This window comes from Qipengyuania sp. (assembly GCF_965277845.1).
Lineage (GTDB): Bacteria > Pseudomonadota > Alphaproteobacteria > Sphingomonadales > Sphingomonadaceae > Qipengyuania.
The window spans coordinates 2,340,937-2,363,982 of sequence record NZ_OZ255844.1 but is presented as its reverse complement, the minus strand read 5'-3'; the positions used below and the strand labels follow the sequence as shown (position 1 = coordinate 2,363,982).

Below are 23,046 nucleotides of genomic sequence, written 5' to 3'. Positions count from 1 at the left end.
CGTCCCTCACTCCGCCGCCTCGTCCAGATTCTCTTCGGCGGGCGGCCTGTTGTGGCCGAGCAGGCGCAGCACATCCGCTGCGCATACGGCCACGTTGCTGCCCGGGCCGTAGATGCCCTGCACCCCGGCATCGCGCTGGGAGTGAGAGGCAAACCCTGTCATCAGATCTCCTCCAATGCCTGCGTAAGGTCGGCCTTGATGTCCTCGATGTTCTCGATGCCGACGGATACGCGGACCACGTCGGGGCCTGCTCCTGCAGCAATCAGCTCGGTTTCGCCCAGCTGGCTGTGGGTGGTCGAGGCAGGGTGGATGATCAGCGAGCGGGTATCGCCGATATTGGCCAGGTGGCTGAACAGCTTGACGTTGGACACCAGCGCCTTGCCGGCCTCGTAGCCGCCCTTCAGCCCGAAAGTGAACACGGCCCCGCCCCGCCCGCCGAGATATTTGACGGCATACGCGTGATACTCGCTTTCGGGCAGGCCGGCATAGGATACCCAGGCAACCTTTTCATGCCCCTTGAGCCATTCGGCGAGCGCCTTGGCGTTCTGGCAATGCCGCTCCATGCGCAGGTGCAGCGTTTCGATGCCCGTCATCGCGAGAAAGGCGTTCATCGGTGCCATGGCAGGGCCGAGATCGCGCAGGCCCAGCACGCGGCAGGCGATAATGAAGGCGACCGGCCCGACCGGCTCGAGCGCATCGACCAGCACGGCGCCGTGGTAAGAACCGTTGGGCTGCGTGAGCGAGGGGTACTTGTCACCCTGCGCCTTCCAGTCGAAATTGCCGCTGTCGACGATTACCCCGCCGATCGAATTTCCATGTCCATTGAGGAATTTGGTCGTCGAATGGGTGACGATGTCCGCCCCGTGATCGAAGGGGCGGCACAGCGCCGGCGTTGCCATGGTGTTGTCCACGATCAGCGGCACGCCGCCCGCATGGGCGACATCGGCGATCGCCTGAATATCGCACACGACCCCGCCCGGATTGGCGAGGCTCTCGATAAAGACGCATCGGGTCTTGTCGTCCATCGCCGCTCGGACATTCTCCGGATCGTCGGCATCGACGAAGCGGGTTTCCCAGCCGAACTTGAGAAAGGCTTCCCCCATCTGGTTGAGCGAACCGCCGTACAACTTTTTTGCCGCCACGATGTTGCAGCCCGGTTCCATCAGCGTGTGGAAGGCGACCAGCTGCGCAGCATGGCCCGAAGCGACGCCGAGCGCCCCAACGCCCCCTTCCATCGCCGCGATCTTCTTTTCCAACGCATCGTTCGTCGGGTTCATGATGCGTGAATAGATGTTCCCGAATTCGGAGAGCGAGAACAGGTTCGCTGCGTGCTCCGGGCTGTCGAAAACGTAGCTTGCCGTCTGGTAGATCGGCGTAATGCGCGCATTCGTGGCGGGGTCGGGCTCGCACCCGGCATGGACGGCAAGGGTTTCGGGATGGAAATCGGCCATGGAGAACTTTCCGTCTGCTTGAGGTGCCCGAGCCGGCCTACTGCGCCGCTTCGTCGAGGTCTTCGCCGGCTGGCGGCATGTTGTGGCCGAGCAGGCGCAGCATGTCCGCTGCGCATTCGACCACATTGCTGCCCGGGCCGTAGATGCCCTGCACCCCGGCATCGCGCAGGAAGTCGTAATCCTTCTGCGGGATCACGCCGCCGGCAATGACCTTGATGTCACCGCGGCCTGCCTCTTTCAGCAGGTCGATCAGTTCGGGGATAAGCGTCTTGTGGCCCGCTGCGAGGCTGCTTGCGCCGATTGCGTCGACATCGTTTTCCAGCGCCAGGTCGCGCGCTTCCTCCGGAGTCTGGAACAGCGGGCCCGAGACGACCTCGAAACCCATGTCGGCAAAGGCGGATGCGATGACATTGGCGCCGCGATCGTGACCGTCCTGGCCCATCTTGGCGACCATCAGCTTGGGCGCACGGCCGAGGCGGTGCTCGACCGCCTTCACGCCCTCGACCACCTGCCGGTAGCGGTCGTCCTCTGCATAGGCGGAGGAATACACGCCGCGCACTGGCGTCGGCATGGTGTCGTAACGGCCATAGGCGTCCTCCATAGCCTGGCTGATCTCGCCCAGCGTCGCATCGTGGCGCGCTGCCTCTACCGCGAGTTCGAGGAGGTTGCCTTCGCGCTGTGCCGCGCCGCGGGCCAGCGCATCGAGCGCGGCCTTACAGGCGAAATCGTCGCGGCCCGCGCGGACCTTTTCGATCCGCGCAATCTGGCTCTGGCGGACCTTGTGGTTGTCGATATCGAGCGTGTCGATCTCGTCTTCCTTGTCGCGGCGGTACTTGTTCACGCCGACGATCACCGTGTCGCCCTTGTCGACGCTAGCCTGCTTGGCAGCGGCGGCTTCCTCGATCTGTGCCTTGGGTTTGCCGCTGGCGACATATTCGGTCATGCCGCCTGCCGCCTCGACCTCGTCGAGCAGCTTGCGGGCTTCCTCGACCAGCGCGGCAGTGAGGCTTTCGATGTAGTAGCTCCCGCCCAGCGGATCGGCGACATTGGTGATGCCGGTTTCTTCCTGGATCACCAATTGCGTGTTGCGCGCGATGCGGGCGGAAAAGTCGGTCGGCAGCGCGATCGCCTCGTCCAGCGCATTGGTGTGGAGCGATTGCGTGCCGCCCAGCACCGCCGCCATCGCCTCTACCGTGGTGCGGATGACGTTGTTGTAAGGGTCCTGCTCCTGCAGGCTGACACCGCTGGTCTGGCAGTGCGTGCGCAGCATTTTCGACTTGGGGTTCTGCGCCCCCAGCCCTTCCATCACATCGTGCCACAGCGCACGCGCGGCGCGCATCTTGGCGATCTCCATGAAGAAGTTCATGCCGATGCCCCAGAAGAAGGACAGGCGCGGCGCGAAGGCATCGATGTCGAGCCCCGCTTCCATGGCGCGTTTGGCGTATTCCTTGCCGTCGGCAATGGTGAAGGCGAGTTCCTGCACCGCCGTCGCCCCGGCTTCGTGCATGTGATAGCCCGAGATCGAAATGCTGTTGAATTTCGGCATGTTGGCCGAAGTATATGCGATGATATCGGAGACGATCCGCATGCTCGGTTCGGGCGGATAGATATAGGTGTTGCGGACCATGAACTCCTTGAGGATGTCGTTCTGGATGGTCCCCGAAAGCTTGTCCTGCGAAACGCCCTGCCGTTCCGCCGCGACGATGTAGAACGCCATGACCGGGATCACCGCGCCGTTCATCGTCATCGATACGCTCATCTGGTCGAGCGGGATCTGGTCGAACAGGATTTCCATATCGCGCACGGTATCGATCGCGACGCCCGCCTTGCCGACATCGCCGACCACGCGGCTGTGGTCGCTGTCATATCCGCGGTGCGTGGCGAGGTCGAAGGCGACCGACAGGCCCTTCTGCCCGGCGGCCAAATTGCGGCGATAGAAGGCGTTCGATTCCTCGGCGGTCGAAAAGCCCGCATATTGCCGGATCGTCCACGGGCGCCCGGTATACATCGAGGCGTAGGGCCCGCGCGTGAAAGGGGCCATGCCGGGGACGCCGGGATCGAGATCGGCGGTATCCTCGGACGTGTAGAGCGGCTTCACGTCGATCCCCTCGGGCGTGTGCCAGGTGAGATCGCGGCCCTTCACCTCCTTGTCGGCGAGGGTTTTCCAGTCATCATAGTTCGGCGTGTCACTCATGCGTGGCCCTAAACCACAATCGTATGCGCAGGGGAAGGGTGGCTGTCGTATCCAAGGCAAACCTTCCACGTCACCCCGGCGAAGGCGGGGTCCCAAGAAAGGGTGCGAACGACAGCATGGTTAGCTGGATCCCAGCCTTCGCGGGGATGACGAAAGACTTGCGTCGCTAGCCTCTTACTCCCCCTTGAACGCCGGTTGGCGCTTCTGGAGAAACGCCATGCCGCCTTCCATCGCGTCCTTGCTTGCCCCCGCAAGCCGCTGGCCTTCGGCTTCGGCGAGGAACACCTCGGTGATATTGCCGTCGAGCGCGGTGGCGATGTTCTTCTTCATCGTCGCATAGGCCACGGTCGGCCCGTTGGCGAGCTTCTCTGCCAGCGCCTTCGCCTCGGCCAGCAGCGCCTCGTCATCGACCGCCCTGTAGATCAGGCCCCACTCCTCGGCCTGGTCGGCGCCGATCTTCTCGCCCAGCATCATCATCCGGGTAGCGCGCGCGCGACCGATGGCGCGGCTCAGCAGCCAGGTCGAACCGCCATCGGGCACGAGGCCGATATTGACGAAGGCCTGCAGGAAATAGGCCGAGCGCCCGGCAAGCACGAAATCCCCGGCCAGAGCGAGCGAACAGCCCACGCCCGCCGCCGGGCCGTTGACCGCGCAAACCACGGGCACCGGCGCGCGCAGCACCATGTTCACTGCCGGATTGTAATGGTTCTGCAGCGCGCGGTGGCTGCCACCCTTGCTGTCCAGCGCGCTGCCCTCGCCCCGCGCGGACAGGTCCGCACCCGAGCAGAAGCCCTTGCCCGCGCCGGTAATCAGCACCGCGCGGCTGTCGCCGAGGTCGTAGAAGGCCGCGCCGATCTCGTCCGCCATCTGCGGCGGCATCGCGTTCAGCCGGTCGGGCCGGTTGAGCGTAATCGTGGTAAGCGGGCCGTCCTTCTCGACGATGATGGTTTCGTAGCTCACGCGTCTCTCCCCTAAGCTCCGATAGGCTCGTTTCTTATTGCAACTCGAATAGGCCGCGACCAAGCCGATAGGCAAGTCCGTTACGACGCGCGGCGTCAACTGCCTGTCAGTTCGACCAGTGGCTGTCGTCAGAGGGCGTTTCCATGATCTCGGTCAGCTGGCCCATCATGTCCCTGGGGTGGAGGAAGAAGATCGGCGTGCCATGCGCACCGATGCGCGTCGGGCCCAGGATACGCTTGCCCAGCCCTTCGAACCACGCTCGGGCCTCCTCGATATCCTCGACCTCGTAGCACACATGGTGCTGCCCGCCGGCCGGGTTCTTGGCGAGGAAATTGTTGATCGGGCTGTCGGGGCCGAGCGGTTCGATCAGTTCGACCTGCGTGCCGTGTGTGCCGTCCTCGCCCGGCGTGTCGACGAAGCACACCTTGACCCCCTGCGCTTCCAGGTCGAAAGGCTCGTGGAATTCCGTCGCGCCCATCACGTCACGGTAATAGCGGATCGACTCCTCGATGGATGGCGTCGCAACGCCGATATGGTTGAGGCGGCCGAGTTTCATATACCTGCTCCGAAAAAGTTGCGGCGCGGCTCCACAATGGAACCGCGCCGCATGTTTGGAGCGTTAGTTCGGCGCAATCAACCGCCGGACGACACATCCTCGAGCCCGTCGACATATTCCGCACCCGCGAGCACTTCGGCGGAGCTGCCTTCGAAGCTTTCCCCGATCGGCTGCACGCGGCCGCCGAGGCAGGTGCCGAGGAACCCTTCCATCGCCGCGAAGAAGCTCATGCGGTTTTCCGGCTTCTGGAAGCCGTGCCCTTCGTCGGGATAGTTGATGTAGGTCACGGGCAGCCCCTTGGCCTGCATCGCCTCGACCAGCTGGTCGGCCTCCTGCTTGGTCACGCGCGGATCGTTACCGCCCTGCCCGACCAGCAGCGGCACCTTGATATCGTCGATCCGGGTAATCGCCGAGCGCGAGAGCAGGTCTTCGCGCTGTTCGGGATCGGCCGGGTCGCCGACATAGCGGAACCAGGTGCCGGCGAGAAACGGCTTCCAATATTCGGGGAAGCTCTCGATCAGCGTCACCAGGCTGGACGGGCCGACGATGTTGACGCCGCAGGCGAAGGTGTCGGGGGTGAAGGCGACGCCGGTCAGCGTGGCGTAGCCGCCATAGCTGCCTCCGCCGATGGCGACCTTGTCCTCGATCGCGATGCCTTCGTCGACCGCCCAGTCGACCGCGTCGATCAGATCGTCATGCATCTTGCCGGCGAATTCCTTCACCGCCGCATTGGTGAAATCCTTCCCGAAGCCGGTCGAGCCGCGGTAGTTGACGCTGAGTACGGCGTAACCGCGATTGGCCATCCACTGGTGGATCGTGTTGTAGCCATAGCTGTCGCGCGCCCACGGCCCGCCATGCACCCACAGCAGCATCGGCAACGCCTCGTCGGGGCGGCCGTCGCCATCGGGATCGCTGCCCGGCGGCAGGGTGAGGTAGGATACCAGCGTGAGGCCGTCCGAGGACTTGAGCTCGAGCGGATGCATCGGCTGCAGCGGCGCATCGGCCAGGTCGGGCCGCGTGACGAACCACGGGGTCAGCGTGTCGCTCTGGCGATCATAGACGTAATACTGGCCGGGGGCTTCCGCCGCGCCGCCCCAGACGACCCACTTCTGGTCGTCCTCGGTGCGCGAGACGACCTGGAACTCGCCGGCGATATTGCTCGAAAGATAATCGAGTTCGGCTGCCGCCTCGTCGGTCAGCGCCTTCCATTCGTCGCGCAGGTAATTGGTCGAATAGGCGATCGGCGCATAAGTCTCATTGTCGACCAGAATCCCGCTGAGGTCGGCTTTCTCGGGCTCGACGATGACCGTGCGCTCACCCGTGGCCAGGTCCACCGCGACGCCCGCCGCAAGGTTCCGCTCGCGGCTGTCGATCATGTAAACCGTATTGTTGTCGCGCGAGAACTGGACGATGTTGGTGTTGAGCATGTCCTCGCTGGGGATGTCGGCGAAAGTCTCGCCCGGGGTCATGTCCTCGTTGAGGTAGACCGCCTTCATGCCCCCGTCGGGCTGCGGCGCCAGGGCGAGCCGCGGCGTGTAAGTGTTGTCAGTGATCCACTGCGCATAGCCGGGATTCTCGGCAATCAACGTGCGTTCGCCGGTCTCGATATTGTATTCGTAGAGATCGGTCAGCTGCGGGTTGCGTTCGTTCGTGCCGACGAGGATCACGCCAGGCCGGTCGCGGCTGACGCCCATGATCTGCGCGCGGATGCCATCTTCCAGTGGCGTGAGATCGCGCGTTTCGCCGGTGCGCGGATCGGTGACGTAGACGTGGTAGTTCTCGTCGCCGTCATTGTCCTTGACGAACATGACGTAGCGGCTGTCGGTCGACCAGAAATGGTTCGAAATGCCGCGATGGCGATCGTCGGTGACGACCTTGCCCTGCGAGGGGTTGTCCGCCGGGGCGACCCAGACGTTCATCACGCCCTCGTCGGGGGCGATCCAGCTGACCCATTCGCCATCGGGGCTGATGCGGCCCTGCGAAGCGACCGGATTGCCGAACAATTCGGTACGGTCGATCAGCTCGTATTCGGCCAGCGCATGGTGTTGGGCATGGCCGACCCCGGGCAAGAGCGCCGCACTCGCAAGCGCCGCGGCGGTAAGCGTGAGTTTATTCATGCAGATAGTCTCCTCTGGTTGCAGCGGAGACTAACGGAGCAGGGGTGTGTTGTCTAGATAGGACAGCCGATCGCAGTCCAAGTGTCACAATGCGGGGAATCTTGTCGTGGGAAGGCGGAGGAGTAGCCGTCTCGATACACAGATACGGTTGAGATGGCTGAGTCTTATCTCACTTTTCCGTCGTTGCGAGCGCAGCAAAGCAATGTCGAAAGAGACGGCCGCGTCTTAATTCTTTCCTCCGGTTGCGCTTCCGAAAACCAGTCCAAAGAGCTCAACTCTAATGCCCCTGTCGTTTCTTCCAACCGAGTCCCTGCGCATCGCCAAAAGAACCTCGTAGAGCCTGTGCTGATCCAAAGGGGAATCAAGGGTCACGGTGTGTTCAAACAAGTGTGCCGTCTGGCTGACCACATTCTTGGATCCGAAAAGTGCGATTCTAGAGCGAGTGGCGACTAGCTTGGCCTGCGCAGCTTCGAATTCGGGACCACCGCACGAGTAGATGCTCAATTCGGTTAGCGCAGATACGAAATTCTCATAAGCTTCCCTACGCTGGTCTCTAATAAATCGGGACCTCTCGAATCGTCCTGCAAGGATTGCCTGAACCAGCGCGCCGAGAAGACCTGCACTAAGCGCAATGAGGGCAACTATGATCGGTTCAGGCAAAATGACATCTCACAACGGAATGTTATCATGCTTCTTCCACGGGTTCTCGAGCTGCTTGGTCCGCAGCTTCCTTAGCCCCAGCGCGATCCGCTTGCGGGTCGAGTGCGGGTAGATCACCTCGTCGATATAGCCGCGCTGGGCGGCCACGAAGGGATTGGCGAAGCGGTTTTCGTATTCCTTCGTTTTCTCGGCGATCTTTTCGGGATCGTCGCGATCCTGGCGGAAGATGATCTCCACCGCGCCCTTCGCGCCCATCACTGCGATTTCGGCGGTCGGCCAGGCGTAATTGAGGTCGCCGCGCAGGTGCTTGGAGGCCATCACGTCATAGGCGCCGCCATAGGCCTTGCGGGTGATGACGGTGATCTTGGGCACGGTCGCCTCGGCATAGGCGAAGAGCAGCTTCGCGCCATGCTTGATGATGCCGTTATGTTCCTGCGCGGTGCCGGGGAGGAAGCCGGGCACGTCGACGAAGGTCAGGATCGGGATTTCGAAGGCATCGCAGAAACGAACGAAGCGCGCGGCCTTTTTCGAGGAATTGATGTCGAGCACGCCGGCGAGCACCATCGGCTGGTTCGCCACCACACCCACCGTGCGCCCTTCGACGCGGCCGAAACCGCAGATGATGTTGGCGGCGTGGTTGGGCTGGATCTCGAAAAAATCGCCCTCGTCCAGCGTCTTCCGGATGACCTCGTGCATGTCGTAGGGCTGATTGGCATTGTCGGGGATCAGCGTGTCGAGGCTGTCCTCCATGCGGTCCCACGGATCGCTCGTCGGGCGCTCGGGCACCTCCTCGCGGTTCGACAGGGGCAGGAAATCGAAGAAATTGCGCGTTGCGAGCAGCGTCTCGATGTCATTTTCGAATGCGACGTCGGCGACCGAAGTCTTGGTGGTGTGCGTCTTCGCCCCGCCCAGTTCTTCCTGCGTTACGACTTCGTTGGTCACCGTCTTCACCACATCGGGTCCGGTGACAAACATGTAGCTGCTGTCCTCAACCATGAAGATGAAGTCTGTCATTGCGGGGCTGTAGACCGCGCCGCCCGCGCACGGCCCCATAATGAGGCTGATCTGCGGCACCACGCCCGATGCTAGGACGTTGCGCTGGAACACCTCGGCATAACCGCCGAGCGAAGCGACGCCTTCCTGGATGCGCGCGCCGCCCGAATCGTTGAGGCCGATGACAGGCGCGCCGACCTTCATCGCACTGTCCATGACCTTGCAGATCTTCTCGGCATGGCGCTTCGAAAGCGAACCGCCGAATACGGTGAAATCCTGGCTGAAAACATAAACCAGTCGGCCGTTGATCGTGCCCGATCCGGTGACCACGCCATCACCCGGGATTTTCTGAGCCTCCATGCCGAAATCGGTGCAGTCGTGCTCGACATAGGTATCGAGTTCTTCGAAGCTGCCTTCGTCGAGCAGCACGTTGAGCCGCTCGCGCGCGGTCAGCTTGCCCTTGGCGTGCTGCGCATCGATCCGCTTCTGCCCGCCGCCCATCCGGGCAGCTTCGCGGCGGCGTTCCATTTCGGCGATATTGGCGGACATGCAGTTCCCCTGAATACGTTTGCGAATGCGCCTAGCCAGCGCAGGCCATCGAGACAAGCATGTGTCCCGGCGCAGGCTGGGACCTCAGGCTATCTGGCGCTCGGCTGACCGAGGCCCCGGCCTCCGCCGGGGATCAGCTTCTTTGCGCCGAGATCAGGAACTCCACATTACCCTCCGGCCCCTTGATCGGGCTTTCGACGATTCCCTGCACCGCGAAACCCAACCCCTCGATCCATGTCCGAACCTCGTCGCAGACCCGCCGGTGGAGTGCGGGATCGCTGACCACGCCCTTCTTGCCGACCTCCTCGCGCCCGACTTCGAACTGGGGCTTGATCAGCGCCACCAGTCGACATTCACGCCCGGCGAGTTCGAGCGGGCGTTCGAGCACCTTGGCGAGGCCAATGAAGCTCGCATCGCACACCACCCAGGTCACGGGCCGGTCGATCATCGCGGGCGTGAGGATGCGCGCGCTCGTCTGCTCGAGCACGGTCACCCGCTCGTCCTGCCGCAGTTTCCAGGCGAGCTGGTTGGTGCCGCTGTCGACAGCAAAGACATGCTCTGCCCCGCCCTGCAACAGCACGTCGGTAAAGCCGCCGGTCGAACTGCCGATATCCATCGCGGTGACACCGGACGGGTCGAGATCGAAATGCTCGATCGCATGCGCGAGTTTGATGCCCCCGCGCGAAACCCAAGGATGGTCGCGCCCGCGCACCTCGAGCGGCGCATCCTCGGCAAGCTGCTGCCCGGGTTTGACGAGCTTCTGCTCGCCCGAGAACACAAGCCCCGCCATGACCAGCGCCTGCGCCCGCGTCCTGCTCTCCACGAGCCCGCGGTCCACCAGCATCTGATCGAGGCGTTTCTTTTTCGGCATCGGAAACATGGGCGTTAGCGAGCATTGGTGCTGCATGAAACCTGTCCTCTATCGCAGCTGGACCCAGCTGGGCGGCGCACTGGCGCTTACCTTCACCATCGCCGCCTGCGTGCCGGCACCGGAATCCACCCCCGCACCGACGGGCAGCCCCACGCCCACTCCTACGCCGACGGCCACCACGCCCCCGCCGCCACCGCCCGCTCCGCCACCCAGCGAAAACTGGATCGACGAACCGCGAACTGCAGGCAGCTGGACCTACCGCACTGCGGTAAACGGCGGGCTGGCCCGGTTCGGCGACAGTAGCGGCCAGGCACAATTTTCGATCGGTTGCGAACGCGATGCCGGTCGCATCCTCCTGACTCGCGCCGGCCAAGGCCCGCGCCAGGCCGTCATGACCATCCGGACCGAAACCGCCGAGCGTACCTTGCCCGCCCGTCCCGCCGGGGGAGGCAGCCCGCAAGTGGTGGCTACACTCTCCGCCACCGATCCCCTCCTCGACGCCATGGCATTGACCCGCGGGCGATTCGCTGTGGAAATCTCGGGGTTGTCCACACTCTACCTGCCACCATGGGCCGAAGTGACGCGCGCGATAGAGGCGTGTCGATGAACGGATTCGGCCTCCGGCGATCCTCGCGATCCGCCCGCTTTCGAGATATGAAAACGGCCCGGAGAACGCTCCGGGCCACAAACGCCAATTCTGACGTGGGAAAACTTTTTTTCAAGGGTTGTTTTCACAGGCTTCGAGCAACAAATTGGTACTCAAGATCAGCGGCGAAACGCGGTCTTGTTCCCCGGATACGGGGTACTTTGGCTCTAAACAGCGCGAAAGGAGGTGATCCGATGTCTCATGGTTCAGCAGAGAGGTCGGCAAGTTTCCGCGCGAGGTACTATCGGTAAGCAGAGCCGATAGAGACTTCGTGAGCGGCACTTCCCGCCGCTGACCATGCGAAGGGCAGTTCCACCTACGGGCGTGGAGCTGCCCTTCTCATTTGTTGGATGGACGCGGTCAGGACCTTCGTTCTGACCTTTCGGCACCAGCCCACTCCCCCACCCGGCCACCCAATCAATATCGTGCCGTGGGTGGTCGGGTGGGGAGTGGGCTGGTGCCACCGCAAGGAAATCGCGGAGGCGGTTTCCGCGCGCAGCCAACACTCATCCTTGCGCGCCGCCTTCCTTCCCATTACGCGCGCAGCCATGGATTTCGAGCATTTTCCCCACCCCGCCCCGGTCCCCGGCGAGACCCGCCGGCAGGCGCTGGAAAACCCCGGCTTCGGCAAACTTTTCACCGACCACATGGTCGTGATCGACTATGACGAGGACAAGGGCGGCTGGCACAAAGGGGCACTCGGCCCGCGCGAGCCGATCAGCCTCGATCCGGCAGCGGCGGTGCTGCACTACGCTCAGGAAATCTTCGAAGGCATGAAAGCCTACAAGCGGGAAGACGGGTCGCTCGCGCTCTTCCGGCCCGAGCAGAACGCAAGGCGTTTCAACGAAAGCGCGCGGCGCATGGCGATGCCGGAGCTGCCCGAGGAACTGTTCCTCGAATCGATCCGTCAGCTGGTGGCGAAGGACCGCCACTGGGTGCCCGGCGATCCGGACGGCTCGCTCTACCTACGGCCCTTCATGTTTGCTTCCGAGGCCTTCCTCGGCGTGCGCCCGGCGCGCCAGTACAAATATGTCCTGATCGCTTCGCCTGTCGGGCCCTATTTCACGGGTGGCGCCAAACCGGTGAAGATCTGGGTCAGCCGCAATTATACTCGCGCCGCACCTGGCGGCACGGGCGCGGCCAAAACCGGCGGCAATTACGCTGCCAGTCTGGTGCCGCAGGCCGAGGGTATAAAGAACGGCTGCGACCAGGTGGTCTTCCTCGATGCCGTCGAGAAGAAATGGGTCGAGGAACTGGGCGGCATGAATCTGTTCTTCGTCTTCGACGACGGTACGGTCATCACCCCGCCGCTCACTGGTACGATCCTGCCCGGCATCACTCGCGACAGCCTGATCCAACTACTTCGAGAAGAAGGCCTGCAGGTGCGCGAGGAACCCTACAGCATCGACCAGTGGCGCGCCGACGCGATCGAGGGCCGCCTGCTCGAGACGATGGCTTGCGGAACCGCCGCGGTGGTCACGCCGGTGGGCACCGTGCTCGGCCCCGATGGAGAATTCACCATCGGCAGCGGCGGAACCGGCCAGATGACCCATAAGGTCCGCGAAAAGCTCGTCAGCATCCAGAAGGGTGCCGTCGAAGACACGCATGGCTGGACGGTTAAGCTCGACTGATCAGAAGCGCGGTCGCACGAGGAAACGGCGGGTGAAGGTTTCGCTCGGCCGCAACACGATGATCGCCACGCCCGCGAGCGCAATCGCGCCGCCGATCACCAGCCGCTCGCCGATTGCGTCGCCCGTCAGCCATGCCCCGAAGACGATCGTCAGGATCGGGGTAAGCAGAGTGAGCGGGACGACGAGGTTGGCGTCGTGCTCCTGCAGCAGGCGATAGTAGGCGGTGTGCGCGCCGACCGAGACGACGATCGCGGCAAAAATCAGGCAGGCAGCAAGTTCCCACGGCGCGTTCGACAGTGCCGCTACCTGACCAGTTTCCATCGCGGCGGTTAGCGGGATTAGCACTGCGACCGATGCGACCGCCGCCCAGGCTTGCAATCGGATAGAGGGTATTTCGAGCCGCTTGACGAAAACCGATCCCAGTGCGCCAACCACGGCCGACAAAAACACCAGCAAAAGGCCGGTGCTCGTCTCCATCTGATTGTCACCGGCCATGGCGAACAGGACGGTCATCGGTGCGCCGGTCAGACTGACTACCCCCGCCGCCGAAGGGCTGGCGGTCTCGAGCCCCATGAAGAGCAACGCGAAAGAGCCGCCGCTGATGGCAAGGCCGATGACCAGTACCTGCCAGAGCTTTGCCGGGAGCGGACGCAGCAGCGGCACGAGAACCATCGCAACAATCACCGAACGCAGCAGCGCATAGAATAATGGCGGTGTTGCGAGGTCGGCGATGGCAATCTTGCTGACGACCACGTTGAGCGCCCAGACGACGTTGCAAAACGTCATGATGAGCAGCGCGCGCAGCGGCATCGTCAGTCGTGCAGCGGCGGCAGGGTCGCGGCCAATTCGGCCAGCCAAGTGTCGGCCACCGCATCGCTCGGGGCGCGCCAGTCGCCGCGCGGGCTCAGCGCCCCGCCCGAGCTGACCTTGGGCCCGTTGGGCAGCGCGCTGCGCTTGAACTGGCTGAATCCGAAAAAGCGCTTGAGGAAGTTTTCCAGCCACTTCGCGATCGTGGCGAGATCGTATTCGTTCTTCGCATCGTCCGGGAAATCGATCGGCCAAAGTCCCGATTTCGCGTCGTTCCAGGCATGCCAGGCGAGAAAGGCGACATGGCTCGGCTTCTGCCCCCAGCGGATGATGTGGTGGAGGAAGAAGTCGTTGAGTTCGTATGGCCCTATGATCGATTGCGTGCTCTGGATCCGCCCGTCCTCGTCCGCGGGTACCAGTTCGGGGCTGATCTCGGTATCGACGATATCGTCGAGCACCGCATCGCACCGCTTGTCGAACTGGCCGGTGCGAACGGTCCAGCGGATCAGATACTGGATCAGGGTCTTGGGAACGCCCGCATTGACACCGTAATGGCTCATGTGGTCGCCCACACCATAGGTGCACCAGCCCAGCGCGAGTTCGCTGAGGTCCCCCGTCCCGATCACCCAGCCGCCATGCTGCCCCGCCAAGCGGAACAGATAGTCGGTGCGCAGCCCCGCCTGGACGTTCTCGAACGTGACGTCGTAGACCGGTTCACCATCGGCGAAAGCGTGGCCGATGTTCTCCAGCATCATCGCGGCCGTCGGCTTGATATCGATTTCCTCGGCGGTGATGCCGAAGGCCTCCATCAGGCGCCAGGCGTTGGACTTAGTGTCCTCCGAGGTCGCAAAGCCGGGCATGGTGTAGCCGCGGATATCGCTGCGCGGGCGGCCCAGCCGGTCCATCGCCTTGGCAGCGACGATCAGCGCATGCGTGCTGTCGAGCCCGCCGGATATGCCGATGATGAGACACTTGGGATCGGTCGCTTGAATACGCCGCATCAGCGCATCGACCTGAATGTTGAACGCCTCGTAGCAATCCTCGTCCAGCTTGTGCGCACGGTTGGGCACGAAGGGGAATCGCCGAACCGGGCGGCGAAGGCCGATATCGGCAAGCGGTGCGGCGTGCTCAAACGCGATCGATCGGTACCAGTCCTCCGGGCGGCCCTCCGCCTCGGCTGCATCGTTGAAGGTCTGCATCCGCATGCGTTCGGACAGGATCCGCTGCGTATCGATATCGGCCACGCACAATTCGGGTTCGAGGTCGAAGCGCACGCTTTCGACCAAGAGGTCGCCCAGTTCGTAGATCATGCCCTGCCCGTCCCAGGCGAGATCGGTGGTGCTCTCGCCGTGACCGCTGGCCGAATAGGCATAGGCGGAGACCGAGCGGCTGGAACTGGCGCGGCTGAGCAGGTGGCGCTCGTCCGACTTGCCGATGGTGATGTTCGATGCCGAAAGGTTGAGCAGGATCGTCGCGCCCGCGAGCGCGGCCATCGTGCCGGGCGGATTGGGCGACCAGAAATCCTCGCAGATCTCGATCCCGAAAGTGAAACCCGGCAGGTCGCTGGCGGCGAAGACCAGATCGGTGCCGAAAGGCACCTGGTGCACGCCGCAACGGATCGTCAGCCCGACGCACTCGCGACCATGCGCGAACCAGCGCTTTTCATAATACTCGCGATAGTTGGGCAGAAAGCTCTTAGGGACCACGCCGAGCAGTGCGCCGCGCGCCACCACCAGCGCGCAATTGTAGATGCGGCCGTTGCGGCGCAGCGGCGCGCCGAAGACGAGCACCGGCAGAAGATCGCGCGAGGCTTCTACGATCGCATCGACCTGATCCTCGACCGCATCGAGCAGTGCCGATTGCATGTGCAGATCGTCCAGCGCGTAGGAGGACAGGGCCAGTTCGGGATAGAGCAGCAGGTCGACCGACTGCGCATCCGCCTTGCGCGCCTGTTCCAGAATTCCCTGCGCATTATGGGCGACATCCGCCGTGCGCACCTTTGGCGTGCTGGTCGCCACGCGGACGAAACCTTGCGTATGCAGGTCGTAGAAGGAATGGATGTCATTGCCGCTCATGAAGGCGGGACCTTTCTCGTCGGGTTCTTCAGGCGCGGGTTCGAGCCAGTCGGCGGGCTGGCAGACGCCCAGTTCGGCAAGGCGTTTCTGGACCGATGCGCGGGCGATCTTGCCCTTGGCTTCCCAGCCGTAAACGGTGCGGCTGGGCCAGGGTTCGGGATCGCCGAAACGCGCGCCGAATTCCTCCGCGCTGAGCGGCGGATCGTGCGCCTCTCGAAAGGCACGTATCTTGAACCCTGCCAAATGCATGCCCGCCCAGTATCCCTTTAGGATACCATATGCAAGGCACCTCTCAGGCAGCCAGCAATTCCGCCGCCGCAGGACTTTTCTGAAGCAATTCGATCAGCCCCCGCTCCTCGCGCGTCAGCCACTTGGTCGCGCGCGGCAGGCGCGCCTCGGCGCGCCATTCCTCCTGCCGCTCGACCAGATCGATCACCGCCGGATGGATATAGCTCTTGCGCGTCACCGCTGGCGTATTGCCGAGCCGTTCCGCGACGCAGTCGAGCAATGCCTTGATCGGCAGATCGCCCTCGCCTTCGAGCAGGCATTGAAAGGCCATCACGCTGCCGTGCCAGGTGCGAAAATTCTTAGCCGTGAATCGCTCGCCCATGGTTTCGGCGAGGTATTCGTTGACGTCGGACGAACCCACCGCCTGCACTTCGCCCTCCTCGTCGACGTATTTGAACAGGTTCTGGCCGGGCAAATCCTGCATCTTGCGCACCAGCCGCGACAGGCTGCCATCGGATAGCGTCACCTCGCGCGGCTTGCCGCCCTTGCCCTTATAGCGCAGCCGCAAGGTCTTTCCGGTCAGTTCGGCGTGCCGCTTACGCAAAGTCGTCGCACCGAAGCTCCGGTTCTGCTGTGCATAGCCTTCGTTCCCGATACGAACCGCGCCCAGGTCGAGCAGCCGCACCACGCTGGCGATCGCCCGCTCGCGGGTCAGTGTGCGGCCGCGCAGATCGTCGTCCACACGCTTGCGAACCAGCGGCAATAGGCTTCCGAAGCTGACGCAGCTGTCGAACTTCTCGCCCTCGCGCGCCGTGCGAAATTCGGGGTGATAGCGATATTGCTTACGACCCCTCGCATCCACGCCGGTGGCGAGGATGTGGCCGTTGGGTGCGGGGCAAAACCAGGCATCGCCATAGGCTGGCGGCAGTGCGATCGCATTGAGCCGTCGCTTTTCCGCCGGATCGGTGATCAACTGGCCTTCGGGATCGTAATAGGCCCATCCCCTGCCCGCGCCCTTGCGCGTAATGCCGGGCAGGTCGTCGTCGACATAGATGAGCTTCGTCATAGCGAAGGGAAGAACCGTGGGATCGCTGTCACGGTTCCCCACCTTGCGACGAACGGTCGGGTGAACTAGCCACCCCGCAACGAGGAGAACGCAATTGGCAGACGCAACCTACAACCCGCCCAAGGTCTGGACTTTCGATGCCGAGAACGGCGGCCGCTTCGCCAACATCAACCGTCCGACTTCAGGCGCGCGCGAGGACAAGCACCTCCCCGTCGGCGAGCACGACTTTCAGCTCTATTCGCTCGCCACGCCCAACGGCGTAAAGGCAACGATCATGTTCGAAGAACTGCTCGAGGCGGGTCATTCGGGCGCAGAGTACGACGCGTGGACGATCGATATCGGCGAAGGCGACCAGTTCGGCTCGGGCTTCGTCGACCTCAACCCCAATTCGAAGATTCCGGCGCTGCTCGACCGTAGCGGCGATCAGCCCGTGAGGGTGTTCGAAAGCGGCGCGATCCTGATGCATCTGGCCGAGAAATTCGGCGCCTTCCTGCCCACCGACCAGACTCGCGCCGAAGTGCTCAGCTGGCTGTTCTGGCAGGTCGGCAGCGCACCCTTCATCGGGGGCGGCTTCGGCCACTTCTATGCCTATGCGCCCGAGAAATACGAATATCCGATCAACCGTTATGCGATGGAAACCAAGCGCCTGTTCGACGTCGCCGACAAACGCCTGGCGGATAGCGAGTTCCTTGGCGGCAAGGACTATACCGTGGCCGACATCGCGGCCTATCCGTGGATCGCACCCTTCGTGTTCGGCGTGATCTACGAGGAGGCGAAGACCTTCCTCTCGATCCATGAATACACGAATGTCGAGCGTTGGGTGAAGCAGCTCGCCGAACGCCCCGCCGTCCGCCGCGGCCGGATCGTCAACAAGGCCTGGGGCGAAGAGGACGAACAGCTGCTCGAACGCCATTCGGCCGCCGATTTCGACGGCAAGAAGTTCTGACAGGCCGGGGCGGGCCTTGACTTCGAGCCTACCATGACGGCCTATTAGGTTTCATGGGAGGACCGAAGTTTGACTAAGCCGCTTCCCGCGGCCGGCCGATTGGAGAAGATCGGCTACGGGATCGGCGATCTCGCCTCGTCCTTCTACATCAACTTCTTCAACATCTACCTGCTCTACTTCTTCGTCGAGCTGGGCGGCGTTGGCCCTGCGGCAATGGGCCTGATGCTGCTGCTGACCAAGTTCTTCGATGCGGTGACCGATCCGGTCATGGGCGCGATCGGCGACCGCACGCGCAGCCGCTGGGGGCGTTACCGACCCTATTTGCTGTGGGGCGCGGTTCCCTTCGGCCTGTTCGGTGCGGCAATTTTCGCCGCGCCCGATTTGTCGAGCGATGCGATGCTGGTGTGGGCCTATGTCACCTACACGCTGACGATGGTGGCCTTCACCGCGACCAACGTTCCCTATTCGGCGCTGATGGGCGTGGTTTCGCCCAACGCCGACACGCGCTCATCCTTCGCCGCTTATCGCATGGTTTTCTCGGCCCTGGCGGTGGTGGCCGTGGCCGTCATCGCGACGACGCTGGTACGCGAACTGGGCGCGGGCGACGAGCGGCGCGGCATCATGCTGACCATGTTCGTCATTTCGGGCGCCGGGGCGCTGTCGTTGCTTATCGCCTTCCTCGCCAGCAAGGAACGCATCCCGCCTGTACCGTCGAACGGGCGCGTGCGCGACGATGTCAAGCTGCTGGTTCGCACGCCTGCCTGGATAGCCGTTGCGATCGCCGCCATGCTGACCCCCGTCGCACTCGCATCGCGAGCAAGCAGCGCCCTGTTCTGGTTTCGCTATGTAGCGGGCGATGACGGCACTCCGCTCTTCCTTTTCCTCGATCGGATCGGCCTGTTCTACACCGCCTTCGCATTAGGCCAGCTGGTCGGGGTGATCTTTGCCGCGTCCATGGCGAGGCGCTTCGACAAGGCGCACCTGCTGATCCTTGCGGGGTCGATCGAGGTCGCAGCCATAGCCGTCTTCCACGTGATGCCGCTCGACGCGGTTTGGCCCCAGACCGCGGCGCAAGTCTTCGTCGGAGTCGGACTCGGCATGATGATGATGTTGGCCTATTCGATGTTCACCGACATCGCCGAATACCTCGAGTGGTCCACCGGTCGGCAAATGACCGGCCTGGCGGTTTCCGGCGCGGTCTTCGCGATCAAGACCGGTGTGGCGGTCGGTGCGGCGCTGCCGGGAATGCTGTTTGCATTGACCGGTTTCGAAGCAGGCGCGGTCCAGACCGAATCCGCAAAGCTGGGCATCGACCTGGCCTTCGCGATCGTTCCCGCTGCCATCATCATCCCCGCAGGGGCCGCGATGTTCTTCTACAAGCTCGATCGCAAGACGATTGCGCATTTCGAGGGCGAGCTGGCCGAGCGGCGCATGCAATCGGCGCCCACCCCCTTCCCTTCCGCGCCGGAGGCGCTATAGGGGCGCGCACCTGCTGGGGTGTAGCCAAGTGGTAAGGCACCGGTTTTTGGTACCGGCATTCGCAGGTTCGATCCCTGCCACCCCAGCCAACTTCCCGACATAGCTCAAGATAGCGCAAGCGCCTCAAGGCACTACCGTCACACCGCTCGCCGAAGCGCAGTGGTGCCCTATCGCACGAACGCTTCGACCGGTCCGGTGCGACGCCGGCCGGGTTTCCTCTCGTTTGTACAAAACGACGCGCTAAAACATCTTGCTCGCGGTGCTAATGCGAATTAGTCGCATCACGCAACAGCCGCCCAATCCAGGCGATTCGCTATTCGAGGTCATTGATGCACGTACGCAGTTCGAAGGTACTCAAGGTCTCTTTCCTGGCGTCGGGCGCAGCCTTGGGGCTGTCGGCAGCATCGGCGATGGCGCAAGCCGATGGCGGCTCGGACGAGGCGGAAACGCCGCTCGCAAGCGCCATCATCGTGACCGGGCGTGCGCAGCAGCTGTACCGCGTCGATGAAACCAGCTCGGGCAAGCTGGCGACGCCTCCGCTTGAATCGAGCCTGGTCGTCACCTCGATCACGCAGGAGTTGATCGAGGACCAGGGCGCCCGCGACGCGCAGGACCTCTATCGCAATATCTCCGGCGTCAGCTTTTTCAGCTATGCCGGCGTGACGGCACGCGGGTTCCGGCAGGAAGAAATCTTCTATGACGGATTGCGCGGCGATCCCTACGCCGGCTTTTCGGTGCCGCAGCTCTTCAACGTCGAGCGGGTCGAGTTCCTCAAGGGCCCGAGCGGCATGCTCTATGGTCCGGGCGCCCCCGGCGGTCTCTTCAACTACATCACAAAGAAACCCGATGCGGACGAGTTCACCGGCGAGATCAAGGCGATACTCGGCACCGAGGATCGTGTGGGCGGTTCGGCAGAGATCAACGCACCACTGGGCGGAGGTTTCGCCGCACGCGGCGGCGTGTTCTACGAAGACCGCGGCCTGTTCCGCTTCAATGCCGCCTCGCGCACGCTGATCGTCGATGGCGGCGTCTCATTCGAGGAAGGACCGGCCCGGATCATCCTGCAGGCCACGCGGTACGATCAGGAGCTGGACGCCAATCGCCTGCGGGGCGTGCCGGTCGACGACAATGGCGATTTTCTCACCAGCCGCCGCTGGAACCACAACGAGCCGGGCGACTTCCTCAACCTGGAATCCGACGTCGTCCAGGGCCGGATCGAGGCCGATGTGACCCGCAATCTCAGCATCGATATCACCGCGCGCTACAATGATGCGGTGGAAGTGCAGAACTATCACGAACCGCGCGGTCTCTTCGATTCTGACGGCGATGGACAGGTCGATGCCTCGGTCCGCGAATTTCGCGACCAGCTTCGTGCGCAGGAAACCTTCTCGCTGGGTGCCAATGCGGTCTGGTCCGCGGACCTGGGCGGCAACCTTGGCAACCGCGTACTGGTCGGCGCGGATTTCTTCGATGCCGAAAGCAACTTCACCGGTCGTGCGCTGCGCGGCACAACGAGCAATGTTGCGGGCTTGCCCAATCCGCTGAGCCTGTTCGATCCGCAGTACGGTCGAACCGACCCGACTTCCTACGCACTCCCCGCCTTTCGTACATCGCTGTCCGACAACGAACGGTTCGGTTTTTACCTGCTCGACGAATTGACGATCGGCCGCCTGATCCTGACCGGCGGCGTCCGCTTCGATAGCTTCACCGACAATGCGAACGGAACGGTATTCGAAGACGAAGAAGTCACCTATCGCGCAGGAGCTGTCTATCGCGTTACCGACGAGATTTCCCTGTTCGCGCAATACGCCGACAGTTTCGAACCCCAAGACGTTGACGACCAGGATCCGCTCGCCGGTGGTCCATTCGCGCCGACCACGGGCGACATCGTAGAGGGCGGGATCAAGACAGCACTGATGGGCGGACGCATCCAGTCGAGCCTGTCGGCTTACCAAATCCGCCGACAAAATCTGTTGCAGACCGATCCGCGAGGCGATGTGGGCGGCGACGGCGTGGATGATCTTGTCGCTTTCGGCGAAGTCACAAGCAAGGGTGTCGAGGTCGATATCGCCGCCGACATCACGCCCAACTGGGTGGCCACGCTCGCCTATGGCTACAACGACACCAAGATCACCGAAGACAATGGCAAAGGCGGCTTTTCCAACAGTGTCGGCGACCGCTTCGCCAACGCGCCCGAACACCAGCTTGGATTCTGGACCCGTTATCAGTTTCCCGAGATCGGCCTCGCCGTGGCACTTGGCGGGGACTATGTGTCGGATCGTGTCAGTCTCAGCGATCAGCCGGTGAACGACTATTTCGTTTTCGATGCCTCGCTGATCTACGAAACCGGACCGATCCGCGCGATGGTCCGCGTCGATAATCTGTTCGATACCACATACGCTGCTTCCGGCTTTATCGAGCGAACCGGCCACTTCCCCGGCGAACCCCGTTCGCTCTTCGTGGAGGTGGGATACAGGTTCTGATGGAACTGGCGCGGGATATCGAAAGGCAGCACAGGCTGCATCGAAAAGCCGCGCCCAAGGCCGCCCGCACATGGTGGGTGGTGCATCAGTGGGTCGGGCTGAAGGCCAGCCTGTTCATGGCCTTCATCCTGTTCACCGGGACGCTGGCCGTGCTGAGCGCGGAGATCGACTGGTTGCTCCAGCCCAGCCTGCGCGTAGCCCCCTCCAGCGTGGAAGGACCGGTGGCCTGGGCCGAAATCGCGCACAACGCAGCCGAGTATCCAGGCTTAGCCAAGGCGAATGCGATTTCGGCGCCGACTGCCTCGGCCTTTGCTGCGAAGGTGACGGTCGAGAACGAGGCCGGCAACCTCTTCTTCCTCCATGCGCATCCATCGACCGGCGAGATCCTCGGGACCGGACCATGGGTCGATGCGCAACGCGTGCTCAGGAACATGCACCGGCATCTCAACCTGCCAACCTGGCTGGGGGTGCCGATCGTCTCGTCGCTGGCGTTTCTCCTGCTGATCAGCCTCGTCACCTCCTTCGTCGTCTACAAGAAATGGTGGCGCGGCTTCACCAAGCCATTGCGGACGCGCGATGCCCGGACCTGGTGGGGCGATTTCCACCGGCTTGCCGGGGTTTGGTCGCTGTGGTTCGTTGCGCTGATCACGCTCACCAGCATCTGGTACTTCGTCGAGAGCCTGGGCGGCAACGCGCCACCGCATCCCCGCGTCGATCGTGAAATTCCGACCGAGATCATCGCGGAGCCGGGAGAGTTGGGACTGGCGGTGGATGCAGCGCTAGCCGCATATCCCGGTCTGCGCGTGAAAAACGTGCGTTTGCCGGGCGAAGATGGCGTGCTCGAACTCAATGGCCAGTATGAAGCGGTGCTGGTGCGGTCGCGCTCGAACGCCGTTTATGTCGATGCCAGAACGGCGGAGGTCCTGCTCACAACCGACGGGCGCGATCTCAATGTCCACCAGCGCATCTCCGAAATGGCCGATCCGCTGCATTTCGGAAACTTCGGCGGCTACTGGACCAAGATTCCATGGTTCCTGTTCGGGCTGGCGATGACCGGCCTCGCATTGTCGGGTGCGGCAATTTACTCTTTACGGATAGCCAAGGAACGCGGCGATGGGGTTTCTTTGCGCCAGAGCTTTCGCGGCATGTGGGTCGGGATGGAGCGATGGCGCTGGCTGTCGGGCGCTTTGATCACCATCGGCTTCGTCTTTCTCGGAGTACTGATCGCAACGCGCTGAGCAACCCATCGCAGCCATTTGGCCCTTCCGGTTTCCCGCTCGAGAAATCCGGCCGCGCTTCTCCAGGAGTGGTGATCTCACTGCGCCCCCCAAAGT

Annotated in this window: 17 protein-coding genes and 1 tRNA gene; 7 read left to right on the top strand and 11 right to left on the bottom strand. The window is 63.1% G+C overall.

Features of this window, described 5'->3' with window-relative positions; translation table 11 throughout:
- Positions 1-6: 6 nt before the first annotated feature.
- The 8 genes from ACQY4G_RS11580 to ACQY4G_RS11545 form a co-directional block, all read right to left on the bottom strand.
- Positions 7-162, bottom strand: a complete 156-nt coding sequence (locus ACQY4G_RS11580) for a hypothetical protein (protein WP_421993678.1) — start codon at positions 160-162, stop codon at positions 7-9.
- Positions 162-1,451, bottom strand: a complete 1,290-nt coding sequence (locus tag ACQY4G_RS11575) for an O-acetylhomoserine aminocarboxypropyltransferase (RefSeq protein WP_421991067.1) — start codon at positions 1,449-1,451, stop codon at positions 162-164. Before ACQY4G_RS11575 ends, ACQY4G_RS11580 begins: the two co-directional genes overlap by 1 nt.
- A gap of 37 nt (positions 1,452-1,488) precedes the next feature.
- Positions 1,489-3,645 (bottom strand): methylmalonyl-CoA mutase, encoded by a 2,157-nt coding sequence (gene scpA, locus ACQY4G_RS11570; RefSeq protein ID WP_421991065.1) that lies wholly within the window; start codon positions 3,643-3,645, stop codon positions 1,489-1,491.
- 174 nt (positions 3,646-3,819) lie between these two features.
- Positions 3,820-4,605 (bottom strand): enoyl-CoA hydratase-related protein, encoded by a 786-nt coding sequence (locus ACQY4G_RS11565; protein WP_421991063.1) that lies wholly within the window; start codon positions 4,603-4,605, stop codon positions 3,820-3,822.
- A 106-nt stretch (positions 4,606-4,711) separates the two neighbouring features.
- Positions 4,712-5,161 (bottom strand): methylmalonyl-CoA epimerase, encoded by a 450-nt coding sequence (gene mce / locus ACQY4G_RS11560; protein WP_067688299.1) that lies wholly within the window; start codon positions 5,159-5,161, stop codon positions 4,712-4,714.
- Between the two features lie 77 nt (positions 5,162-5,238).
- Positions 5,239-7,278: a S9 family peptidase gene (locus ACQY4G_RS11555; RefSeq protein WP_421991061.1), complete on the bottom strand. Its 2,040-nt coding sequence runs from the start codon at positions 7,276-7,278 to the stop codon at positions 5,239-5,241.
- 669 nt (positions 7,279-7,947) lie between these two features.
- Entirely contained in the window at positions 7,948-9,480 is a 1,533-nt protein-coding gene (locus tag ACQY4G_RS11550; protein ID WP_421991059.1) for an acyl-CoA carboxylase subunit beta, read from the bottom strand.
- 133 nt (positions 9,481-9,613) lie between these two features.
- Complete coding sequence (locus tag ACQY4G_RS11545; RefSeq protein ID WP_421991057.1) at positions 9,614-10,351, bottom strand: TlyA family RNA methyltransferase; 738 nt, start codon at positions 10,349-10,351, stop codon at positions 9,614-9,616.
- A 34-nt stretch (positions 10,352-10,385) separates the two neighbouring features.
- On the opposite strand from ACQY4G_RS11545, the gene ACQY4G_RS11540 reads away from it, so the two are divergent.
- Both ACQY4G_RS11540 and ACQY4G_RS11535 read left to right on the top strand, forming a co-directional pair.
- Positions 10,386-10,958, top strand: coding sequence for a hypothetical protein (locus ACQY4G_RS11540; RefSeq protein WP_421991055.1), 573 nt, complete (start codon positions 10,386-10,388; stop codon positions 10,956-10,958).
- Between the two features lie 587 nt (positions 10,959-11,545).
- Positions 11,546-12,628 (top strand): branched-chain amino acid aminotransferase, encoded by a 1,083-nt coding sequence (locus ACQY4G_RS11535; RefSeq protein WP_421991053.1) that lies wholly within the window; start codon positions 11,546-11,548, stop codon positions 12,626-12,628.
- On the opposite strand, the gene ACQY4G_RS11530 is transcribed toward ACQY4G_RS11535, so the two are convergent.
- The 3 genes from ACQY4G_RS11530 to ACQY4G_RS11520 form a co-directional block, all read right to left on the bottom strand.
- On the bottom strand, positions 12,629-13,438 hold the full coding sequence (locus tag ACQY4G_RS11530) for a DMT family transporter (protein WP_421991051.1): 810 nt from the start codon (positions 13,436-13,438) through the stop codon (positions 12,629-12,631).
- A 2-nt stretch (positions 13,439-13,440) separates the two neighbouring features.
- Entirely contained in the window at positions 13,441-15,510 is a 2,070-nt protein-coding gene (locus ACQY4G_RS11525) for an NAD(+) synthase (protein WP_421993638.1), read from the bottom strand.
- 292 nt (positions 15,511-15,802) lie between these two features.
- Positions 15,803-16,804 (bottom strand): DNA topoisomerase IB, encoded by a 1,002-nt coding sequence (locus ACQY4G_RS11520; RefSeq protein ID WP_421991049.1) that lies wholly within the window; start codon positions 16,802-16,804, stop codon positions 15,803-15,805.
- 94 nt (positions 16,805-16,898) lie between these two features.
- On the opposite strand from ACQY4G_RS11520, the gene yghU reads away from it, so the two are divergent.
- The 5 genes from yghU to ACQY4G_RS11495 all read left to right on the top strand — a co-directional run bounded on the left by yghU (position 16,899) and on the right by ACQY4G_RS11495 (position 22,950).
- Positions 16,899-17,750, top strand: a complete 852-nt coding sequence (gene yghU, locus ACQY4G_RS11515) for a glutathione-dependent disulfide-bond oxidoreductase (protein WP_421991047.1) — start codon at positions 16,899-16,901, stop codon at positions 17,748-17,750.
- Between the two features lie 69 nt (positions 17,751-17,819).
- Positions 17,820-19,229 (top strand): MFS transporter, encoded by a 1,410-nt coding sequence (locus ACQY4G_RS11510; protein WP_421991045.1) that lies wholly within the window; start codon positions 17,820-17,822, stop codon positions 19,227-19,229.
- 14 nt (positions 19,230-19,243) lie between these two features.
- Positions 19,244-19,318: transfer RNA gene (locus tag ACQY4G_RS11505), tRNA-Gln, on the top strand.
- Between the two features lie 240 nt (positions 19,319-19,558).
- A complete protein-coding gene (locus tag ACQY4G_RS11500; protein ID WP_421991043.1) occupies positions 19,559-21,712 on the top strand; it encodes a TonB-dependent siderophore receptor in 2,154 nt (717 codons plus the stop codon).
- Positions 21,712-22,950 (top strand): PepSY-associated TM helix domain-containing protein, encoded by a 1,239-nt coding sequence (locus ACQY4G_RS11495; RefSeq protein WP_421991041.1) that lies wholly within the window; start codon positions 21,712-21,714, stop codon positions 22,948-22,950. The genes ACQY4G_RS11500 and ACQY4G_RS11495 overlap by 1 nt, the downstream gene beginning before the upstream one ends.
- Positions 22,951-23,046 lie beyond the last annotated feature (96 nt).